The sequence below is a fragment of the Mycobacterium sp. SMC-4 genome (assembly GCF_025263265.1).
Lineage (GTDB): Bacteria > Actinomycetota > Actinomycetes > Mycobacteriales > Mycobacteriaceae > Mycobacterium.
Genome location: NZ_CP079869.1, coordinates 1,370,527 through 1,387,782, shown reverse-complemented (window position 1 = coordinate 1,387,782; position 17,256 = coordinate 1,370,527). Strand labels below are relative to the sequence as shown.

Sequence of the window (17,256 nt, the reverse complement as noted above, 5' to 3'; positions counted from 1 at the left end):
TATAGGCCGTGACCTCGTTTGGGCGATGGGATGCTACCAAATCTGCCAACCATCCGCGGGGATACAGCACGTCATCGTCAGCAGTTACAAGCGGTCGCTCGAGCCTCTCCTCCATTACGTAGGGGAAATATTTGGTATGAGGCCCATACCCAGCGCAGTGTCTGATCGTGAGGCCGCGCCGCTTCAGTCGTCGCAGTGCTGGCGGAGGATCATTGACAACATCCTGGTCTTCGAGCCAAAGGATTACCTTGCGCGGCAGTGCTGAACCCCGTCCAATCGTCTCGAGCGTCTGGTAAACACGGCTGACTCGGTCGCCGTAAGTCGTTATCGAGACATCGACGTCGCAAGACCCGACAACGGGGCTGCGCGAGAATCGGTTCACAATGCTCAGCCAAACGCTGAACACGTTCAGCTGGATAATCGCAAGCGCTTTCCCAGCCAGACCCGGCGGCGGATACCGACCGTCATTTCGCATGAATAACAGAGTAGCAACGCATAGCACCATCAGCTGGGTCGATTCCAGGGTCTGTCTGAATAACGGCGGTCAACTAGCTACCGCCCGTAGGAGTTCCTGATCGCGACGTTCACGCCGTCGCGATCAGGAAGAGTCTCCTCCGAACTTCCTGCGTGAATGCACAAGAGCAACCCACCACGGAACGATCGCAATCAATGCAGACAGCGCAAATGCGCTCGCCGCACCTACCGCGCCGAAGAAGGCTGCGCCGGTAAGGACTCCAACCGACGTCAGCACTGCGACAAAGACTCTGACCTGTACCACCAATCCGGCCGAGTCACGAAGTCTCATTATCTGGACCAAGATCTGCGCAATCCCACCCAGGACGTAGGCTGCGATGAGCAACGGGGATACCAGCCGCCCCATATGCCAGCTTGGCCCGAGTAGAAACTCGCCCCAACTATCAGGCATGAGCAGCACGGCGGCGGCATAAAGCCCGCAAAATCCGGTTAGGCAAACGATGACGAATGGGGCCGGCGATGGGAGGAGACGATGCGGCGAAAGCGATCTGCGAGCACGTGGAATCAAGAACACCATCATCGCCGAGTACACGACGTTTAGCGGCCCCTGGATGATGCCGCCGGCGCGGAGTGCGCCCGCGACGGCCAGACTCGAGACCAGCGGGACTAGTGCTGTAACTGCTTGACCGATACCGTTGTTGGCCAGGAAGTCCGCTGCATATTGGATTCCCACGAGCCGACGATCGGCGACCCACCTCAGGCACCCCTTCAGCCTCATCCTCCAGCAGGGCCGTAATTTGAACATAAGGCCAGTGCCAAGAGCAGCACCAAGGCCCCAGCCAAGAATCGCCGCTGGGATCGACGGGAGCCCTGTCAGGCCGATCAGCGGTGGCCCGAGCAGCGCCCCAACCAGCCAAACCGCGTCCAGCTTCAATGCGTCGCCTGGCGCATCATCGGTGAAAGCCACGTAGCGAAGACCATCTCCGAGAAACGCAATAGGCGCGGCCACGGCGAAGGTCCAACCGATAGCAAGCGCATCCGGCGATCCGATGAGCAGGCAGCCAAGGAACAACACAGCAGCCGAAAAGGTACCCGCAACAAGAGACGTCGTGGCACTGAAGGACCGCCACTGGCCGGTGGCGTCCAGCTTCTCAGTACCAATAATCAGACTGACTTCGCCGACGAATGCTCGCGTGGTTCCCATCAGTGCCCAGAACAGCGCATACGCCACTGCGAACACACCGAAGTCATCGACCGTCGCTTCTCGGGCGGCATAGATCGATAGGGCGAATGTCGTAAGACTAGAAACTGCCTGATCAGCAGCCAGCTCGACGACCCGACGGTTCATTGCAAAATACCCGACGCCCCGACTCTGCAAGAGTTGAACTTCTGACATGGGGGACAAGCAATTATTGCTCCGATCCCACGTGCACCATATTGCGCCGCCGTGAGCACATGGATTTGCCCCGAGCCACTTTGGCCCGCCCCGTGACACATCCCTTTCGACACGCATAGATTTTGGGACCGATGCAAAGCCGCATCTATCAGTGCCCTCGTCTGTTGGGTCGCCGGCACCGGCGCACTATAGCGCACCAATGGTAATAGCGTCAGCTTGGCTGCTTCACCACGCGAACCTACAACCTCTCCCACCTCCCCCTGCGTGAGCAGACCCATTTAGTCACCTTCAGGACGCGACACTCAATAGGCGCGACTACCTCGTTGGCCGTCGATCCAACCACGCGTCACGAAATATATGTGAGTTTTCACAAGCCTTCGGCGCAATCGCCAGTGTTGGAGCGCATCGAATGGTGATAGGTTGGGCGATGACAAGTTCCTGATTGCAATCGGGGAGGATTCTTTGGGGTTCAAGAAGGCACTTAGAACCGCCCAAACCTATGCAGCACCCCTACTCGGCGTAAAAGCTTGGGGGCAGCGAAAACTGCGTGAAGTTGGGCATATGCCGTCTGACCCGTGTTACCGGGCATTCGAACACCTCCCACTTAGGCACGGACGTCAATTTTTGGACGTCGGCGGGAATCGAGGCCAAACCGTCGCATCATTCAGGCTATATGACAAAACAGCTCCTATTTTTTCATTTGAGCCCAACCCCGTCTTTGCGCAGTGGCTTGCCAGCGAATATGCCGACGATCCAGAGGTCACAATCAAGCCCTTCGGTCTCGGGTCGGAGAACGGCCATTTCGACCTTTACGTCCCGTACTACCGTGGATTCATGTTCGATGGACTGGCTTCGTTCGACTGGGATTCAGCCCACGATTGGCTGAATTCCGACCGTATATACGGCTTCAACGACCGGCATTTGAAGATCGAAAAAGTTCGTTGCGAAGTGCGAGTTTGGGACGAAGTCGAAACTCGGCCTGACTTGGTCAAGATTGATGTCCAGGGATTTGAGACCGCTGTATTGCGGGGTGGCCTTCAGACCATCCGATATTATCGGCCGATTTTCTTGCTCGAGAACGGGCCCGGCAACCCCCACGAGGAAGTCCTTTTTGCAGAGGATTACCGGCGTGCTGCTTACAAGGGCAGACGGATGAAGATCGACCAGCTCGGTGACAAAAATACGTTCTACATACCCGAGGAGAGAGCGAACAACGTTGTCGCAGCGTTAGAGTGACATCGCGGCGGTCACGTCCGAACTCGATTTACGCCGTGCGTCGCACGGGCGGCACAGAGTGACCGCGGACGCTGGGCGCACCCAAGTGTCGTGAAACCGTCAACACCTAGGAGCCAACCTGCACGTCCTCTTTGTATGTACGGGAAACATCTGCCGCTCACCGACGGCCGAGCGGCTTGCCGAAATGAGCGCGACGCAGCTCGCAATCCCGGATTTCGTCGCATCCAGTGCAGGCACCCGAGCGGTGATTTCGCAGCCAATCCATCCCGATGCCGCAATTGTCTTGGAGAGCCTCGGTGGCAATGCGTCGAACTTTTCCGCACGTCAACTAACGCCGCGGATCGCATCGGCAGCCGACCTGATCGTGACTATGACCCGAACGCATCGCGACGCCGTCCTCGAACTTGCACCTCGACAACTCCACAGGACCTTTATGCTCAACGAAGCTGCCCAGCTGATCGCAGACTACGACCCAAGGGACGTGGCTGACCTTGCCGCATTGCGGCCGCAGTTGGACACGAGTGAAGTGATGGACGTGCCGGATCCAATCGGACGCGACCCCGACTACTTCGCCGCGGTAGGCACCCAGATCGCGGATGCGATACGCCCGATGATCGAACTTTGCCGCCGGATGGCGATGTGAATCGGCCCCAGTATAAGGGTGGATTTGGCCCCGGGTCGTAAGGCAAGGTCCCTGCCGCGCGCCGGCCGAAGGACTACCTACCGCCGATTCGAGATCCCTTCTCTACTTTCTTGACGCACGAGCGAAACAGATCTCCCAAGATGACGTCACTCGATTAGATTCGTATCGAGTGCCTACCACGTTTCAGCTGCGCTTTTCTCGATAGGCGCTTATGTAACTTTTCATCTAGAGAGATTATCCGATGAAACGAACAGGCAGTCTTTTCGCAGGTCAGCCATCTCAATCTAGCCGTTGCTCCCCTTCTTGTCCGCATAGGGCGACATAACACCCTTCGATATTCGTGCGAGACTTCCCGCCTGCGCCTTCTTGGGTGCTCGCGCTGAAATTTCTTCTCCATAATAACCGTAGCCGTAACCATAAGAAGCGTTCCCGCGAGTCGGGACCATAGTGAACACCGCGCCAAGTAACGGCGCGCCGACATTTTCGAGGCTGGCCAGCGCATTACCTAACTGCTCACGCCTTGTTTGCGCATATCGTGCAATGATTATCACTCCGTCTGCACTTGCTGCCAGAATTGCCGCGTCTGTTACTGCCAACAGCGGCGTCGAATCAACGATGACGTAGTCGAATTCTGCGCGCAATTCGCTAAGCAAGTTCTTCGCAGTTTGCGACCCGAGTAACTCGCTTGGATTCGGTGGCACAGTTCCGGACGTCAATACAGAAAGATTTGGAAAGCGAGTCTTCTGCAGGGCCTGAGCTAGAGGCGCGCCGCCACTCAGCACGGTGCTAAACCCGACCGGTCCGACTAGGTCCAAATAATTGTGCAACATAGGGCGTCGCATATCACCGTCAACCAAAACGACGTTGTGTTCTGCCTCGGCTAAAGCAAGTGCTATGTTAATCGCGGATGTGGATTTGCCCTCGTGGGGCATAGAACTTGTGACAACGATTACACGCGGCGGATTATCGACAGCGAGAAACTGCAGGTTCGTCCTGATCTTTCGGAAAGCCTCCGCGATAGGCGAGTTATCCGAGTCAAAGGCTATTGCCGGGTGCCTACGGCGTTCTTTGTCGAGTGGCACAGCGCCGACAATCCCTGTCTGTGTCAATTCTTCTAGTTGTGATTTCTCTTTGATTGTGTTATCGAGCAGATCTCTAACGAGCGCAAAGCCGATCCCCAAAACGACGCCCAGAATCAGCCCGACCGCAATATTTGTTTCCGCCTTCGGCAGCACGGGACTACTTGGGATGGATGCACGCTGTTCCACCACGACACGGGAGTCTGGCCGGTCCCCGCCCTCTGGGGTTTCCAACTCGCGGACCATGCTTACGAACTCGTCTGAGAGGGTGTTTGCAATATCCCGAGCGCGTACTGGGGACTTATCGAGAACTGCCACATTGATCAGGACGGTGTCGAGCTTCGCTGTGGCCTTGACATTTGCAGCAAGTTCACTGGCACTCATGTCTAGCCCCAGCTTGTCGACCGTTCGTTGAGCCAGTGTCTCCCCCATCAAGAGCTCCGCGTACGAGACGACCCGCTCCTGTGAAAATCGGTTGCCCTGATATGTTTCAGCAAGCGAAGCGCCAGCCGTTGTGGAAACAAACAGGCGCGTTGATGCCTCATATAGGGGTGTAGTCATGAGCGTAAACGCAACCGCACCTAGCAATGTTGCTGCGATGGTTACGCACACGGTGATCCACCGAGCGCGCAGTAGCTTGACAAAATCGTGGAGATTCAACGCGGTCCCTTCACTGCTGAGCGCTGCGTCCAGACGCGCATCTTGAGCCCCGAGGGGTACGTCCAAACACTATTCGAGGTTGTCTTGGACGCCAGTGACCCGACATTCATTCTGAACATTCCGGCACCTGCATCTTCGGCACTACGGTCTCGACCAACGGCTGACTCGGAGCTCGGGGCGGTCCCGGCACAGTTGGCTCGGACATCTGGAAGCTAATGTCGGCGGCTTGCCCGGGCGGAATGATTACTTGAACCTCGTACACCGGGTGTCCACGCTCCGTATTTAGGATCGCAGGCACACGTTCACCATTCAGAATGGCGCTAGATAACTCCGCACCTTTGGTCGCAAAGAGTCGCACCGAGGCGATGTTCGTGCCTCTGGGAACCTCAATGAGCAACTCAGGCGATAGACCCGCAGCAGCGGCCACATAATCCGGCAGCGGTTCAGCGTCAGGCACGGTATTCGTCAATCGTACGTTGACCGTGGATGCCCTTGTCTCGCCACGACATTCGTCTGCAGAGTATTCGATTTCTGTCCTCAGATAGTAGTCGAGCTTGTTCCCGCCGAGATTGTTCACGACCACCCCGGCGTATGGAGCGTCATCGCCCGGAAGCACGTGGGCCAGCGAGGTTTCCTCAAGAATCTCTTGCTCTTCTGGATTGGCGCTCCAGACAGCGATACGGCGCTCGTTGACACCCTTACCGAGCGCTTCTAGCAGTTGCCTAGGCGAGCGAACGGTACCCGTCATCTTGTCGACGACGGCGTTGGCGATGTCTTGGAGGTACTGTTTACGTGCAACCTGGTCCTCCGGGAACCTCAGGTAGGCAGTCGATTCCGTCAGTTCTACGACATTCTCCCGCGAGACGACCTCACGATCGGGCATCGTCACCGGGCCTGTGGCACCCAAGATGTAACTCAACGCCACGGGGTCGATGCCGATCACACCGTCCACGTTCTCGCCGGTTCGCTCGGCGAACATTGTCTTCCAGATCTCAGCGGCGTAGGGGAAGTGCGGGCTCAGGTTGCTGTTGCGGAAGTCGGTGAACGGCTCGGCGTACGCGTACTGCTGGTCGTACTCGAGTCCGAGGTCGATCGGCGCGATGGCCTCCTCGAGGTCCAAGTTTGACGCCAGGGTGTCGACACTCGCCACACCGTTGTCGAACCGCAGGATTCCGAATCCGCCGAGCAGTCCTCCGGTACCACGTGCCTCCGCGTTCGTTTGGAACGCCATGAAATAACTCCGAGGTCCGTCCGCTCCCATCATCGATGGCGCCAATCGTGCAGCAAGCGCGGTGTTCTCGATGATGGAGGTGATGCCGGAAATCTGGCTTTGCAGTTGAGTTCGCGCATCGCTCAGCAGCGATATGTATCGAGGGTCCGAGATGGCGCCAGCCTCGTCATTGAGACGCTTGGCATTGGTCGACAGTTCGCTGAGCTGCGGTTCCTGGCTGCGCAGAAGTTCGACGTCGACGCGACCGTCCTGATACAGCCGATCCGGCGAGATGGTCAGTCCGACGTCGGCTGCCGGCCGGAGAACGTCCGACGCGAGACCGAGAACGACATCGGTGACCTGCTGGCCGGTCTTGAACGGGCTTCCCAGCCAGGGCAGTGCAGCGGCGATGTTCCACGCGACGGAATGCGTGGCATTGCGCGCTGCCTGCGCGGCGTCGAGCGCTTCGTCGGCGGACGCCGACGCGGCCTCGGTTTGTCCGTCCAGCAACGCATCTTTGGCGGATTGCGCACTGCTACGGGCCTGTTCCAGATTCGACTTGGCCTGGAAGGCCCCGGTGGCCACCCAGGCGACCAACGCGAGCACCACCACCGCCAGTAGCCCGGCGCCCCAGAGGAATTCGCGACGGCGAACGAAGCCGGCAAGCCTGCGCCGGTCCTCGTCGTAGTCGTCTCCGTCGTCGGAGTCATGGTCAGGTTCGCGTCGTCGCGGAAAAAATCGCACTCAGAATTCCCTGTGTACAGATGAAGCCTGCACGTCGCCAAGGCGACGTGCAGGCTTCAGCACCAAGTATTGACTGTTTGTATTCAGAGCCCTGCGACCTCCTAGCAGGGTCCCCCCGTTACCGACCCATACGGTCCGACGACGATACCACTGCCCCCGCGGCATGCGCTGAAGGAAACGTTGCCGTAGTAGGCACGGCGCTCAAGGAGGCGCTCCGCGGTGGCCGCAGCCCAATTCCCGAAGAAGGTGCCGGGGTACAGATTTGCGTAGGCCTGAAGGCGGGTTGCCCGGCTCTCCAGCGTGAACGACCGGAACCGGATGTTCGACGCGATGAATTGCAGCGATGCGACCTGTGAGAAGAAGAGCAGATCACCCGGCGCCTGCGGAAGTTCCCCGACCGCCTGGGCTACCGGGGCCGCCGGAACCTGCACCGCTGGGGCGGCACTGGCGACCACCGGAGCCAGCGCGGTGGTCGCGGCGAGCGCCACCGCGGCGGCCCCTACCTGAAATTTCGTTGCGAGCGCATTCATTTTTCCCCCCAAAAAGGTTCCAAGTCCTTCGTGTTGCTGGAAGCATCCCAGACCACCTCCGGACTGTCAACCGATTTCGATCGGCGAGTTTCTTTGTTAACCCGGTGTAACTACCGGTGAACTGCAGTTCAAGATCTATGACCCCCACCGTCCGTCGAGGCATCGCCCATTCAAGATCAGCCCTTTCGAGCGCAAACTTTCGCTGACATAGAGTTTGCTACGAAATCCATTGGCGGCGCTTTATGCAGCATCTGTCATGTTGTGATCGGTGCCACAAGTGTGGCCAGAAGTGCACGATGGTCGCTGCGGGGGATCACGACGGTGCGTAGGGACGTGACCTGCGCGTGCCTGGTGAGGATGTGGTCGATGGTGACCAGTGGCGGTATCCAGCGCGTCGACGGAAACGTCGGCCCCCAACCAGACCCGGTCTGAGCTCCGGCATCCCGATATCCCTGATCAAGCAAGTCGCGAAACTGTCGCAAATCGGGTGTGCTGTTGAAGTCTCCGGCGATGAGCACCGGTGCCGCCCCGGCGATTTCGGCGAGGTCTGCCATCCTGGCCCGCACGGCGGTGATGCCGGAGCGCCATTCGTCGAACGCCCGCCCGTAGAAGGTCAGCGGGTTCATCACGTGCACTGCGGCCACGATGGTTCCAGTCGGCAAGCCAGGAATGTCAGCCCGGGCCACGATCATGCTTCCACCTTTGAGCGGTGCGATCCGCTTCAGCGGGTAGCGGCTCCAGATCCCGATTCCCCCCGCCCCTGGCGCAGGCACCAGCAGCGAATGCGGGAACGCCTTGCGCATTCCGGCCGCATAGAACTGCCGCACCCAGTCCGGGGTCAATTCCGAGAACGCCAGGACATCGGCGCCGTCGTTGGCAAGATCGACCAGCGATGCGATATCGGCACGTCCCTCCCGCAGGTTGGCCGACAGAACCCGAATCTGCACCCCGTCGACCGGATCGGTAACCCGGTTTCCGAAGTACCAATTCAGCTGCACACCAAGGCTTACCGCCACCAGCACCACCGCCACCAGGGACAGCACCACCCGGCGGCGCAGCAGCGCAACCACAAACACGACCACCGCCACCAGCACGGCGTAGGGCGCACTCACCGCGATGAGCAGCGCGATGTTGCTGGCCAACGGCAGCGTGCGCATTACCAGGGCGAGCACGGCGTAGCCCAGCGCGATCACCGCAAGCCAGGTGCGCAGCCGACCTGGCCGCAGGCGGTGTCTGCGAGTGATAAGCCGAGCCCTCCCCTAGCGCCGTCGGCGGTTGACCGCAGGCTACCAATCACCTACTCAGACCGCCGCGCCCGAGGGTCCGACCACAGTTCTTAAGGGCTTAATAAGGGTCGGTCGCGACGCGCAGACATCACGCCGTTAGCATCACCTGTTATGACCAGCGTGACTGAATCTTCTTCGACGCCCGGCGCCGCCCCCGAGATCGACATCCACACCACCGCCGGCAAGCTGGCCGACTTGCGCCAGCGCGCCGAGGAGGCCCTGCACCCGGTCGGTGAGGCCGCCGTGGAGAAGGTGCACGCCAAAGGCAAGCTCACCGCACGCGAGCGCATCCTCGCGTTGCTCGACGAGGACTCGTTTGTCGAGCTCGACGCGCTGGCCAAGCACCGCAGCAAGAACTTCGGCATGGAGAAGAACCGCCCGACCGGCGACGGTGTGGTCACCGGCTACGGCACCATCGACGGCCGCGACGTGTGCATCTTCAGCCAGGACGCCACCGTGTTCGGCGGCAGCCTCGGCGAGGTCTACGGCGAGAAGATCGTCAAGGTTCAGGAGCTGGCGATCAAGACCGGCCGCCCGCTGATCGGCATCAACGACGGTGCCGGCGCCCGCATCCAGGAGGGCGTGGTGTCCCTGGGCCTCTACAGCCGCATCTTCCACAACAACATCAAGGCCTCCGGCGTCATCCCGCAGATCTCGCTGATCATGGGCGCCGCCGCGGGCGGGCACGTCTACTCCCCCGCGCTGACCGACTTCGTCATCATGGTCGACCAGACCAGCCAGATGTTCATCACCGGCCCCGACGTCATCAAGACCGTTACCGGCGAAGACGTCACGATGGAAGAACTCGGCGGCGCCCACACCCACATGGCCAAGTCGGGCACCGTGCACTACGTCGCCTCCGGCGAGCAGGACGCGCTGGACTACGTCCGTGACCTGCTGGGCTACCTGCCGCCCAACAACTACGCCGAGCCCCCGCGCTACCCGGCCCCGCACCCCGGCCCCATCGAGGAGAGCCTGACCGACGCCGACCTCGAGCTCGACACGCTGATCCCGGACTCGCCGAACCAGCCCTACGACATGCACGAGGTCATCACCCGCATCCTCGACGACGAGGAGTTCCTCGAAGTCCAGGCGGGCTACGCGGGCAACATCATCGTCGGCTTCGGCCGCATCGACGGCCGCCCGGTCGGCATCGTGGCCAACCAGCCCACCCAGTTCGCCGGCTGCCTGGACATCAACGCCTCGGAGAAGGCTGCCCGCTTCGTGCGCACCTGCGACTGCTTCAACATCCCGATCGTCATGCTCGTCGACGTGCCCGGCTTCCTGCCGGGCACCGACCAGGAGTACAACGGCATCATCCGGCGCGGCGCCAAGCTGCTCTACGCCTACGGTGAAGCCACCGTCGCCAAGGTCACCGTCATCACCCGCAAGGCCTACGGCGGGGCGTACTGCGTCATGGGCTCCAAGGACATGGGCTGTGACGTCAACGTGGCCTGGCCGACCGCTCAGATCGCGGTGATGGGCGCCTCCGGCGCGGTGGGCTTCGTCTACCGCAAGCAGTTGAAAGAAGCGGCGGAGAACGGCCAGGATGTTGAGGCACTGCGCCTGCAGCTGCAGCAGGACTACGAGGACACCCTGGTCAACCCGTACGTCGCGGCCGAGCGCGGCTACGTCGACGCGGTGATCCCGCCCTCGCACACCCGCGGCTACATCGGCACCGCGCTGCGCCTGCTGGAGCGCAAGATCACCCAAACCCCGCCGAAGAAGCACGGCAACATCCCGCTCTAGATCCGGCTGTACCCGCCTGCCAGACAAGGACTTTCGCTGATGAACCATGACGCCGACATCGTCGAGGTCTCCGATCCGCGGGACATGACCATCGACGACCCGCCGCCGCCGGAGCCGCACTTCCAGGTGCTCAAGGGCAACCCGTCGGTCGAAGAGATCGCCGCGTTGGTGGCCGTGCTCGGTTGCGCAGGTGGCGCCGGACCGCAGGAGCCCGGGCCACAGGAGCTCAACCCGTGGGGTCACCCGATCGACAAACTGCGCTACGCGCACACCAGCTGGCAGCGGGTCACCCTGCTGGAGCGCATGCACATGCGCAGATGAGCCGCGTGCGCGAAAACCACCGAGCACGATGACCCGGATCGTTCTGGGTTCGGCGTCGGCCGGTCGACTGCGGGTGCTGCAGCAGGCCGGGATCAACCCCGTCGTCGTGGTCTCCGACGTCGACGAGGACGCGGTGATCGGCGCGCTGTGGCCCGACACCGCGCCCGAGGCGGTCGTGGCCAAACTGGCCAACGCCAAGGCCGTCGACGTAGCAGCGAAGCTTCCGGCCGACCTGACCGCCGACTGCGTGGTGCTCGGCTGCGATTCGATGCTGTTCCTCGACGGCACGCTGTGCGGAAAGCCCGGCACCGCCGAGGCCGCGGCGCACCAGTGGCGTTCGATGGCCGGCTCCACCGGGCATCTGCTCACCGGGCACGCGCTGCTGCGCATCTCCGGGGGCGTCATCACCCACACCGACAGCGATACCCGCAGTACCGCAGTGCATTTCGCACAGCCATCGGACGACGAACTGAGCGCCTACGTCGCCAGCGGTGAACCCGTCGGCGTGGCCGGCGCATTCACGCTAGACGGTCTGGGCGGCTGGTTCATCGACCGCATAGAGGGCGATCCCTCCAACGTCATCGGGATCAGCCTGCCGCTGGTGCGCAGCATGCTCGCCGCGACGGGACTATCGATGGCCGACATATGGGATGCCCCGCAGGCGGCTAACGGCGAGAAATAGCAATAATCAAGGCCGGTACGTCAGGACGTACCGACCTTGATTACGAGTCGTTCAGAGGGGTCTCAGCTGTTAGCAGGGACCCGAGGTCACCGTTCCGTACGGGCCGACCTGGATGCCGCTGTCCCCGCGGCAGGCACTGAAGGTCAGGGCACCGTAGGCGGCGCGCCGCTCGAGGGTGCGCTGCGCGGCCTGGGCGGCCCACTGGCCGAACAGAGTGTTGGGGTATGCGGCAGCGTAGGCCTGCAGGCGGTTGGCCCGGCTTTCCAACACTGCTGAGGTGAACCGGATGTTCGCGGCCAGCACCTGCAGTGACACCACCCGCGAGTAGTAGATGAAATCACCGGGGGCTTCTGCCACACCGCCGACCACCTGCTGCACCGGAGCCGCCGGAACCTGCACCGCGGGAGCCGAATGCGCCACTGCCGGGGTCAGGGCAGCGCCCGCTCCGAGCGCCAGAGCCGCGGCCGTCACCTTGAATTTTGTAGCGATGGCATTCATGTCTGTGATTCCCCCCAGAAGGTTCAGCAACCTGTGATGATGCTGAGAGCCTCTCAGCTAACGGCCTCCGTGTCAAACGGAAGCGCCGAAATTCCCAGAATTTCCAAGGACATCCGGGCGATTACCGGTATCCAGACCCTCCCGAGGGGCAAATCTCGCCGTCACTCCCGACCGAACTCGAGCCGGACAGCAAACCCACCCCACACGGCTCCCCCGTCGCTGGACCCGACCGCGTACGACCTAACTACCGGCTCAGCATGGCCCAGCGAAGCGATCGAGCGGTTTGCTGGATCAGTAGCAGGTGGTATCGGCGGCGCGCTTGACGGCCATGATCACCCGCTTGGTCTCCGGGTTGATTCGACTGCCGCGGCTCGGCGAGGTGGCGCACACCGTCCAGTTGGTCAGGTTCTTGACCTCGCGCACGCCCTTGGTGTCCACATAGCGGAAGGTGAGCTCCTCCGGTGCGGCGATGCTCGACACCGCATTGACCGCTCGCTGCAGGAGCATCCCCCGGACATCGGGCATGACCCACACCGGGGCGGGGTTCTGGGCAGCTGCGGGTGCGGCGACGCCGGCAGCTCCACCGAACCCGCCAAAAACCAAGCCCACCGTCACCATGGATGCAAGCAATTTCTTGCTGATGGTCTCAACCTCTCCGTGAACCCGACCTCCGAAAGTGCCCACAAGGGTAGACCATTGCCGATTTCGGCAGGGGCCGATCCGCAGCGGCCGGCGACGCGCGCTGATCGCTATCCGGTGATCCAGCGCATGCCGAGTTGCCATTCGCCGTCAATCTGCGAAAATAGCGAAGCTATTGTCGCGTGCGAAGAAATCGGCTGGGGGGCTGAATCGTGACTAGACCGCTGGAAAGATACCGTGAATCGACGGAGCGGCGGCTACGCCGGGCAGCACGAGCAAACTATCGGCTTGATATTCAAGGTTTGCGAGCGGTCGCCGTGCTGGCGGTCTTCGGCTTCCACCTCTGGGGCTGGCCACGCGGCGGATTCATCGGCATCGACGTCTTCCTTGTCGTTGCCGGCTTCTTTGCCGCCCATGTTCTGCTGACCACCGCCGCAGCCGAAGGCGCGCCATTTCTCAAGCGGTTCTACGCCGATCGGGCGCGGCGCATCATCCCGGCCGCCTCACTGGTGCTGATGATCACGCTTGCTGCGTCGGTGTATCTGTTCCCTCCGGCACGCGCCGACCAGGTTGGCCTCGACGCCGCCTTCGCGTTCCTGTTCCTGGCCAACTGGCACTTCGCTGGCCAGGCTGTCGCGACCTCGGCAGCCACCGAGTCGGTGTCGCCGCTGCTGCACTTCTGGCCGCTGTCGATCGAAGAACAGTTCCTGATCGTCCTACCGCTGGTGATCCTGATCATTACGGTGGTCGCGGTCCGCAGCCAGTGGCGCGACCAACGATTCGCCGTCGCCACCGCCGTCGTTGTCGGCGCTGTGACCGCCGCTTCGCTGGGCTGGGCGTTCTACCAGACCGCCACCTCGCCCCACTGGGCGTACTTCGGCACCTTCGCGCGGCTGTGGGAACTGGGCGCCGGCGCGCTGCTGGCCACCGCGGTCGGTGCGTTGTCCCAGATACCGGACCGGATCCGGCCGGTGCTGTCCTGGATGGGCGTCGGGGTGCTGGCCGCCAGCGCCGTGCTGCTGGTCGACGTCACGGCATTCCCCGCACCCGGGGCGCTGCTGCCCGTCGCCGGCACCCTGCTGATCATCGCCGCCGGGGTGGGTCGCGAACCGGTCTTTCAGCCTGCGCTGCGCAACCGCGCCTTCCTCTACGTCGGCGACATCTCCTACTCGCTCTACCTGGTGCACTGGCCGGTGATCGTGCTGCTGGCCGCGGTGATGAGCGCCGGCGTGTACTACGACGCCGCGGTGCTGGCGCTGGCCTTCGGTCTGGCCATCGCGTTGCACCACTTCGTCGACACCCCGATCCGCTACGCGCATCCGGGAGTCATCCGCGAGGTGCGCCGCGACCTCAAACACGGCCTGTTCGTCGTCGAGCGCGCTACCAAGGTCGCCGGTGTGGCCGCACTGGTGCTCGTCACCGTCAGCCTGATCGCCTACGCCGCGCGACCCGACGCCTACGGCGCGTCCGCGGAGACCGACTGCTGCCGGCCCACGCACGCGGGCACCTACCTGCCCCAGCGGTAGGCTGACCACGTGCCGCTACCGCCTGATCCCAGCCCCGCCCTGCAGTCCTACGCCCACCCGGAACGGCTGGTCACCGCCGACTGGCTGTCGGGCAATCTCGGCCGGCCCGGCCTGGCCATCGTCGAATCCGACGAGGATGTGCTGCTCTACGACACCGGCCACATCCCCGGCGCGGTCAAGATCGACTGGCACACCGACCTCAACGACGAATGCGTGCGCGACTACATCACCGGTGAGCAGTTCGCCGACCTGATGAACCGCAAGGGCATCGCCCGCGACGACACCGTGGTGATCTACGGCGACAAGAGCAACTGGTGGGCCGCCTACGCGCTGTGGGTGTTCACCCTGTTCGGCCATCCCGACGTGCGCCTGCTCGACGGCGGCCGCAACCTGTGGATCTCCGACGGCCGCGACACCACCCTCGACGTGCCGACCAAGCAGTCCACCGGCTACCCCGTGGTGGAACGCAACGACGCCCCCATCCGCGCGTTCAAAGAGGATGTGCTGGGCGTGCTGGGCAGCCAGCCGCTGATCGACGTCCGCTCCCCGCAGGAATACACCGGCGAGCGCACCCACATGCCCGACTATCCCGAAGAAGGCGCGCTGCGCGGCGGCCACATCCCCACCGCGGTTTCCATCCCGTGGGCCAAAGCCGCGCTGGACAACGGAAAGTTCCGTCCCAGAACCGAACTCGAAGAGCTCTACGGGTTCATCAAGCCTGAGGACGACGCGGTGGTGTACTGCCGCATCGGGGAACGTTCCAGCCACACCTGGTTCGTGCTGACCCACCTGCTCGGCCTGTCCGGCGTGCGCAACTACGACGGCTCCTGGACCGAATGGGGCAACGCCGTGCGGGTTCCGGTCGCCGTCGGCGACGAGCCGGGTGAGGCACCGGGCACGACATGACCGCGATGCCGGCCGCGCTGGCCGAGGTGGTCTCCGACTTCAAGGACGTCGACGGCCAGGACAAGCTCGCCCTGCTGCTCGAATTCGCCGGTGAGCTACCGGAACTGCCCGCCACCCTTGAAGAAGCCGCGATGGAACCGGTGCCGGAGTGCCAGTCTCCGCTGTTCCTGCATGTCGACGCCGCCGACCGCGGCCACGTCCGGCTGTACTTCAGCGCGCCCGCCGAAGCGCCCACCACCCGTGGATTCGCCGCCATCCTGGCCACCGGGCTGGACGGGCAATCCGCCGAGGACATCCTGGCCGTCCCCGACGACTTCTACACCGAACTCGGGCTGGCGAAGCTGATCAGCCCGCTAAGGCTGCGCGGCATGTCGGCGATGTTGGCGCGAATCAAACGACGGCTGATGTAACGCAAATTCATATAATTGCGAATAGCCTTGCGAGCAGCGGTGTTTTCGCTGCCGCTCACGCTGGCCCGTGACGAAGGACCCTACTGACCCGGGGACCGACTGATAGGGTCGGAGCCTGGTAGACCGCAAACGTTTGAGGGAGACGCGCCAATCATGGCCAAGAACACCGCGAATCGCATCGGCAAGAAGCTCGGTATGGGAAGTGTGATCGCGCTGGCCGCATTCGGCACCCTCGCCGCCGTCGGCGCCGCCACCGCCAACGCCGATGTCATCCGGCCCAACCCGGGCGTCCAGAGCAACCAGGCCCAGAACGGGATCGGCGTGGTCAAGAACAACTCCACCCACGGCGACGTGCGCGGCTCCGACCTGCTCGAAGTCAACGCCCACGGCGACGTCCGTCAGTCGATGATCGCGGTCCCCGGTCGCGTCGCCGGCACCCGCGCCGACTCGTTCAATGGCACCTGGCACACCGGGATCCGCGGCGGCCTGCGCTAAACCCGCACTACTCACCCGTCTGCCGGCGGGAAATCCGCCGTGAGCAACCGTCGCGCCACCTCGACCAGCTTGACGTTGGCGTCCTGCGACAACCGTCGTAGCAGCTCGAATGCCTGAACGGCATCGATACCGAACCGCTGCATGATGACGCCCTTGGCTTGCCCGATCAGATCGCGGGAAGCCAGCGCGCTGCGGAACTCTTCCTCCCTGCGCAGCATCGCCCATGCCAGAGCGATGTTGGTGGCGACGACCATGCCGTTCTCCTGAGCCTCCGCACCGAACACTCGCGGCTGCTCGGCGTAGAAATTCAGGGCACCGAGCATCGTCTCGTTGACGAATATCTCGAAGGAGATCACCGACCGCACCGGCGTGCGCGCGATCGCCTCCCGGCAGTAGTGCGGCCAGCGCTGCTCGGTGGAAAGGTCGTCTGCCCGCACGATGAAGTGCTCCCACGCCGCGGACAGGCACGGCCCGTCCTGATGACGATGCTGGATCTCGTCGAGGATCGCCGGATAGCGATGGGTGGCCGCCAGCGTGGACACCTGCGAGGATTCCCGGACCAGCGTGATGGCGGCGTACTGGGCGCCCGGCACCATCCGTGTCGCGCTGTCGACCAGTTCGGTCAGACCGGCCTCGGTGTTCATCGACCGCTGCTGAATGTCGGTCACCAGCGCAGCCAACTCGAACAGTTTCGGCCTTGACTGTGAGTCAGGCATATCTACTCCGGTCGTCAGTCGTGGTCTACCTCGACGCTACCGAGTCAAACGCTTAC

17 protein-coding genes are annotated in these 17,256 nt (G+C 62.5%); 9 read left to right on the top strand and 8 right to left on the bottom strand.

The features are described from left to right. Nucleotides 1-598: 598 nt before the first annotated feature. The gene (locus tag KXD98_RS06630) at nucleotides 599-1,822 is read right to left on the bottom strand and encodes a hypothetical protein (protein WP_260762620.1); all 1,224 of its coding nucleotides are present in this window, start codon (nucleotides 1,820-1,822) and stop codon (nucleotides 599-601) included. A 468-nt stretch (nucleotides 1,823-2,290) separates the two neighbouring features. On the opposite strand from KXD98_RS06630, the gene KXD98_RS06625 reads away from it, so the two are divergent. After that, a complete protein-coding gene (locus KXD98_RS06625) occupies nucleotides 2,291-3,106 on the top strand; it encodes an FkbM family methyltransferase (RefSeq protein WP_260762619.1) in 816 nt (271 codons plus the stop codon). A 184-nt stretch (nucleotides 3,107-3,290) separates the two neighbouring features. Next, nucleotides 3,291-3,749 (top strand): protein-tyrosine-phosphatase, encoded by a 459-nt coding sequence (locus KXD98_RS06620; RefSeq protein WP_313901272.1) that lies wholly within the window; start codon nucleotides 3,291-3,293, stop codon nucleotides 3,747-3,749. A 284-nt stretch (nucleotides 3,750-4,033) separates the two neighbouring features. Here KXD98_RS06620 and KXD98_RS06615 read toward each other — a convergent pair whose 3' ends face one another. The 4 genes from KXD98_RS06615 to KXD98_RS06600 form a co-directional block, all read right to left on the bottom strand. Next, on the bottom strand, nucleotides 4,034-5,488 hold the full coding sequence (locus KXD98_RS06615) for a polysaccharide biosynthesis tyrosine autokinase (protein WP_260765018.1): 1,455 nt from the start codon (nucleotides 5,486-5,488) through the stop codon (nucleotides 4,034-4,036). A 106-nt stretch (nucleotides 5,489-5,594) separates the two neighbouring features. Continuing rightward, complete coding sequence (locus KXD98_RS06610) at nucleotides 5,595-7,310, bottom strand: DUF4012 domain-containing protein (protein WP_396882587.1); 1,716 nt, start codon at nucleotides 7,308-7,310, stop codon at nucleotides 5,595-5,597. Nucleotides 7,311-7,543: 233 nt separating this feature from the next. Next, entirely contained in the window at nucleotides 7,544-7,972 is a 429-nt protein-coding gene (locus KXD98_RS06605; RefSeq protein ID WP_260762617.1) for a hypothetical protein, read from the bottom strand. Between the two features lie 254 nt (nucleotides 7,973-8,226). Continuing rightward, nucleotides 8,227-9,165 carry an endonuclease/exonuclease/phosphatase family protein gene (locus tag KXD98_RS06600; RefSeq protein WP_260762616.1) on the bottom strand — a complete coding sequence of 313 codons (939 nt, stop codon included), beginning with the start codon at nucleotides 9,163-9,165 and terminating at the stop codon, nucleotides 8,227-8,229. Nucleotides 9,166-9,369: 204 nt separating this feature from the next. Between KXD98_RS06600 and KXD98_RS06595 the strand changes: the two genes are divergently transcribed. Genes KXD98_RS06595 through KXD98_RS06585 form a run of 3 tightly spaced genes read left to right on the top strand, consistent with a single transcriptional unit; the run spans nucleotide 9,370 to nucleotide 12,010 of the window. Then, nucleotides 9,370-11,007, top strand: coding sequence for an acyl-CoA carboxylase subunit beta (locus KXD98_RS06595; RefSeq protein WP_260762615.1), 1,638 nt, complete (start codon nucleotides 9,370-9,372; stop codon nucleotides 11,005-11,007). A 39-nt stretch (nucleotides 11,008-11,046) separates the two neighbouring features. Beyond that, nucleotides 11,047-11,328, top strand: a complete 282-nt coding sequence (locus KXD98_RS06590; protein WP_260762614.1) for an acyl-CoA carboxylase subunit epsilon — start codon at nucleotides 11,047-11,049, stop codon at nucleotides 11,326-11,328. 28 nt (nucleotides 11,329-11,356) lie between these two features. Next, nucleotides 11,357-12,010 carry a nucleoside triphosphate pyrophosphatase gene (locus KXD98_RS06585; protein WP_260762613.1) on the top strand — a complete coding sequence of 218 codons (654 nt, stop codon included), beginning with the start codon at nucleotides 11,357-11,359 and terminating at the stop codon, nucleotides 12,008-12,010. 69 nt (nucleotides 12,011-12,079) lie between these two features. Here KXD98_RS06585 and KXD98_RS06580 read toward each other — a convergent pair whose 3' ends face one another. Then, nucleotides 12,080-12,481 (bottom strand): hypothetical protein, encoded by a 402-nt coding sequence (locus tag KXD98_RS06580; protein WP_260762612.1) that lies wholly within the window; start codon nucleotides 12,479-12,481, stop codon nucleotides 12,080-12,082. 318 nt (nucleotides 12,482-12,799) lie between these two features. Further along, nucleotides 12,800-13,117, bottom strand: coding sequence for a hypothetical protein (locus tag KXD98_RS06575; protein ID WP_260762611.1), 318 nt, complete (start codon nucleotides 13,115-13,117; stop codon nucleotides 12,800-12,802). 332 nt (nucleotides 13,118-13,449) lie between these two features. Between KXD98_RS06575 and KXD98_RS06570 the strand changes: the two genes are divergently transcribed. The 4 genes from KXD98_RS06570 to KXD98_RS06555 all read left to right on the top strand — a co-directional run bounded on the left by KXD98_RS06570 (nucleotide 13,450) and on the right by KXD98_RS06555 (nucleotide 16,484). Then, nucleotides 13,450-14,673, top strand: coding sequence for an acyltransferase (locus tag KXD98_RS06570; protein ID WP_260762610.1), 1,224 nt, complete (start codon nucleotides 13,450-13,452; stop codon nucleotides 14,671-14,673). 9 nt (nucleotides 14,674-14,682) lie between these two features. Next, a complete protein-coding gene (locus KXD98_RS06565) occupies nucleotides 14,683-15,579 on the top strand; it encodes a sulfurtransferase (RefSeq protein WP_260762609.1) in 897 nt (298 codons plus the stop codon). Next, complete coding sequence (locus tag KXD98_RS06560; RefSeq protein WP_260762608.1) at nucleotides 15,576-15,989, top strand: SufE family protein; 414 nt, start codon at nucleotides 15,576-15,578, stop codon at nucleotides 15,987-15,989. The genes KXD98_RS06565 and KXD98_RS06560 overlap by 4 nt, the downstream gene beginning before the upstream one ends. A gap of 153 nt (nucleotides 15,990-16,142) precedes the next feature. Continuing rightward, nucleotides 16,143-16,484 (top strand): hypothetical protein, encoded by a 342-nt coding sequence (locus KXD98_RS06555; protein ID WP_260762606.1) that lies wholly within the window; start codon nucleotides 16,143-16,145, stop codon nucleotides 16,482-16,484. Nucleotides 16,485-16,495: 11 nt separating this feature from the next. On the opposite strand, the gene KXD98_RS06550 is transcribed toward KXD98_RS06555, so the two are convergent. Next, nucleotides 16,496-17,200, bottom strand: coding sequence for a GAF and ANTAR domain-containing protein (locus tag KXD98_RS06550; protein WP_260762604.1), 705 nt, complete (start codon nucleotides 17,198-17,200; stop codon nucleotides 16,496-16,498). Nucleotides 17,201-17,256: the final 56 nt, after the last annotated feature.

Excerpts from the sequence above, each read along its gene's own strand:
- KXD98_RS06555 (WP_260762606.1), top strand. The coding sequence starts at position 16,143 with ATGGCCAAGAACACCGCGAATCGCATCGGCAAGAAGCTCGGTATGGGA.
- KXD98_RS06560 (WP_260762608.1), top strand. The coding sequence starts at position 15,576 with ATGACCGCGATGCCGGCCGCGCTGGCCGAGGTGGTCTCCGACTTCAAG.
- KXD98_RS06630 (WP_260762620.1), bottom strand. The coding sequence starts at position 1,822 with ATGAACCGTCGGGTCGTCGAGCTGGCTGCTGATCAGGCAGTTTCTAGT.
- KXD98_RS06585 (WP_260762613.1), top strand. The coding sequence starts at position 11,357 with ATGACCCGGATCGTTCTGGGTTCGGCGTCGGCCGGTCGACTGCGGGTG.
- KXD98_RS06620 (WP_313901272.1), top strand. The coding sequence starts at position 3,291 with ATGAGCGCGACGCAGCTCGCAATCCCGGATTTCGTCGCATCCAGTGCA.
- KXD98_RS06590 (WP_260762614.1), top strand. The coding sequence starts at position 11,047 with ATGAACCATGACGCCGACATCGTCGAGGTCTCCGATCCGCGGGACATG.
- KXD98_RS06605 (WP_260762617.1), bottom strand. The coding sequence starts at position 7,972 with ATGAATGCGCTCGCAACGAAATTTCAGGTAGGGGCCGCCGCGGTGGCG.
- KXD98_RS06550 (WP_260762604.1), bottom strand. The coding sequence starts at position 17,200 with ATGCCTGACTCACAGTCAAGGCCGAAACTGTTCGAGTTGGCTGCGCTG.
- KXD98_RS06595 (WP_260762615.1), top strand. The coding sequence starts at position 9,370 with ATGACCAGCGTGACTGAATCTTCTTCGACGCCCGGCGCCGCCCCCGAG.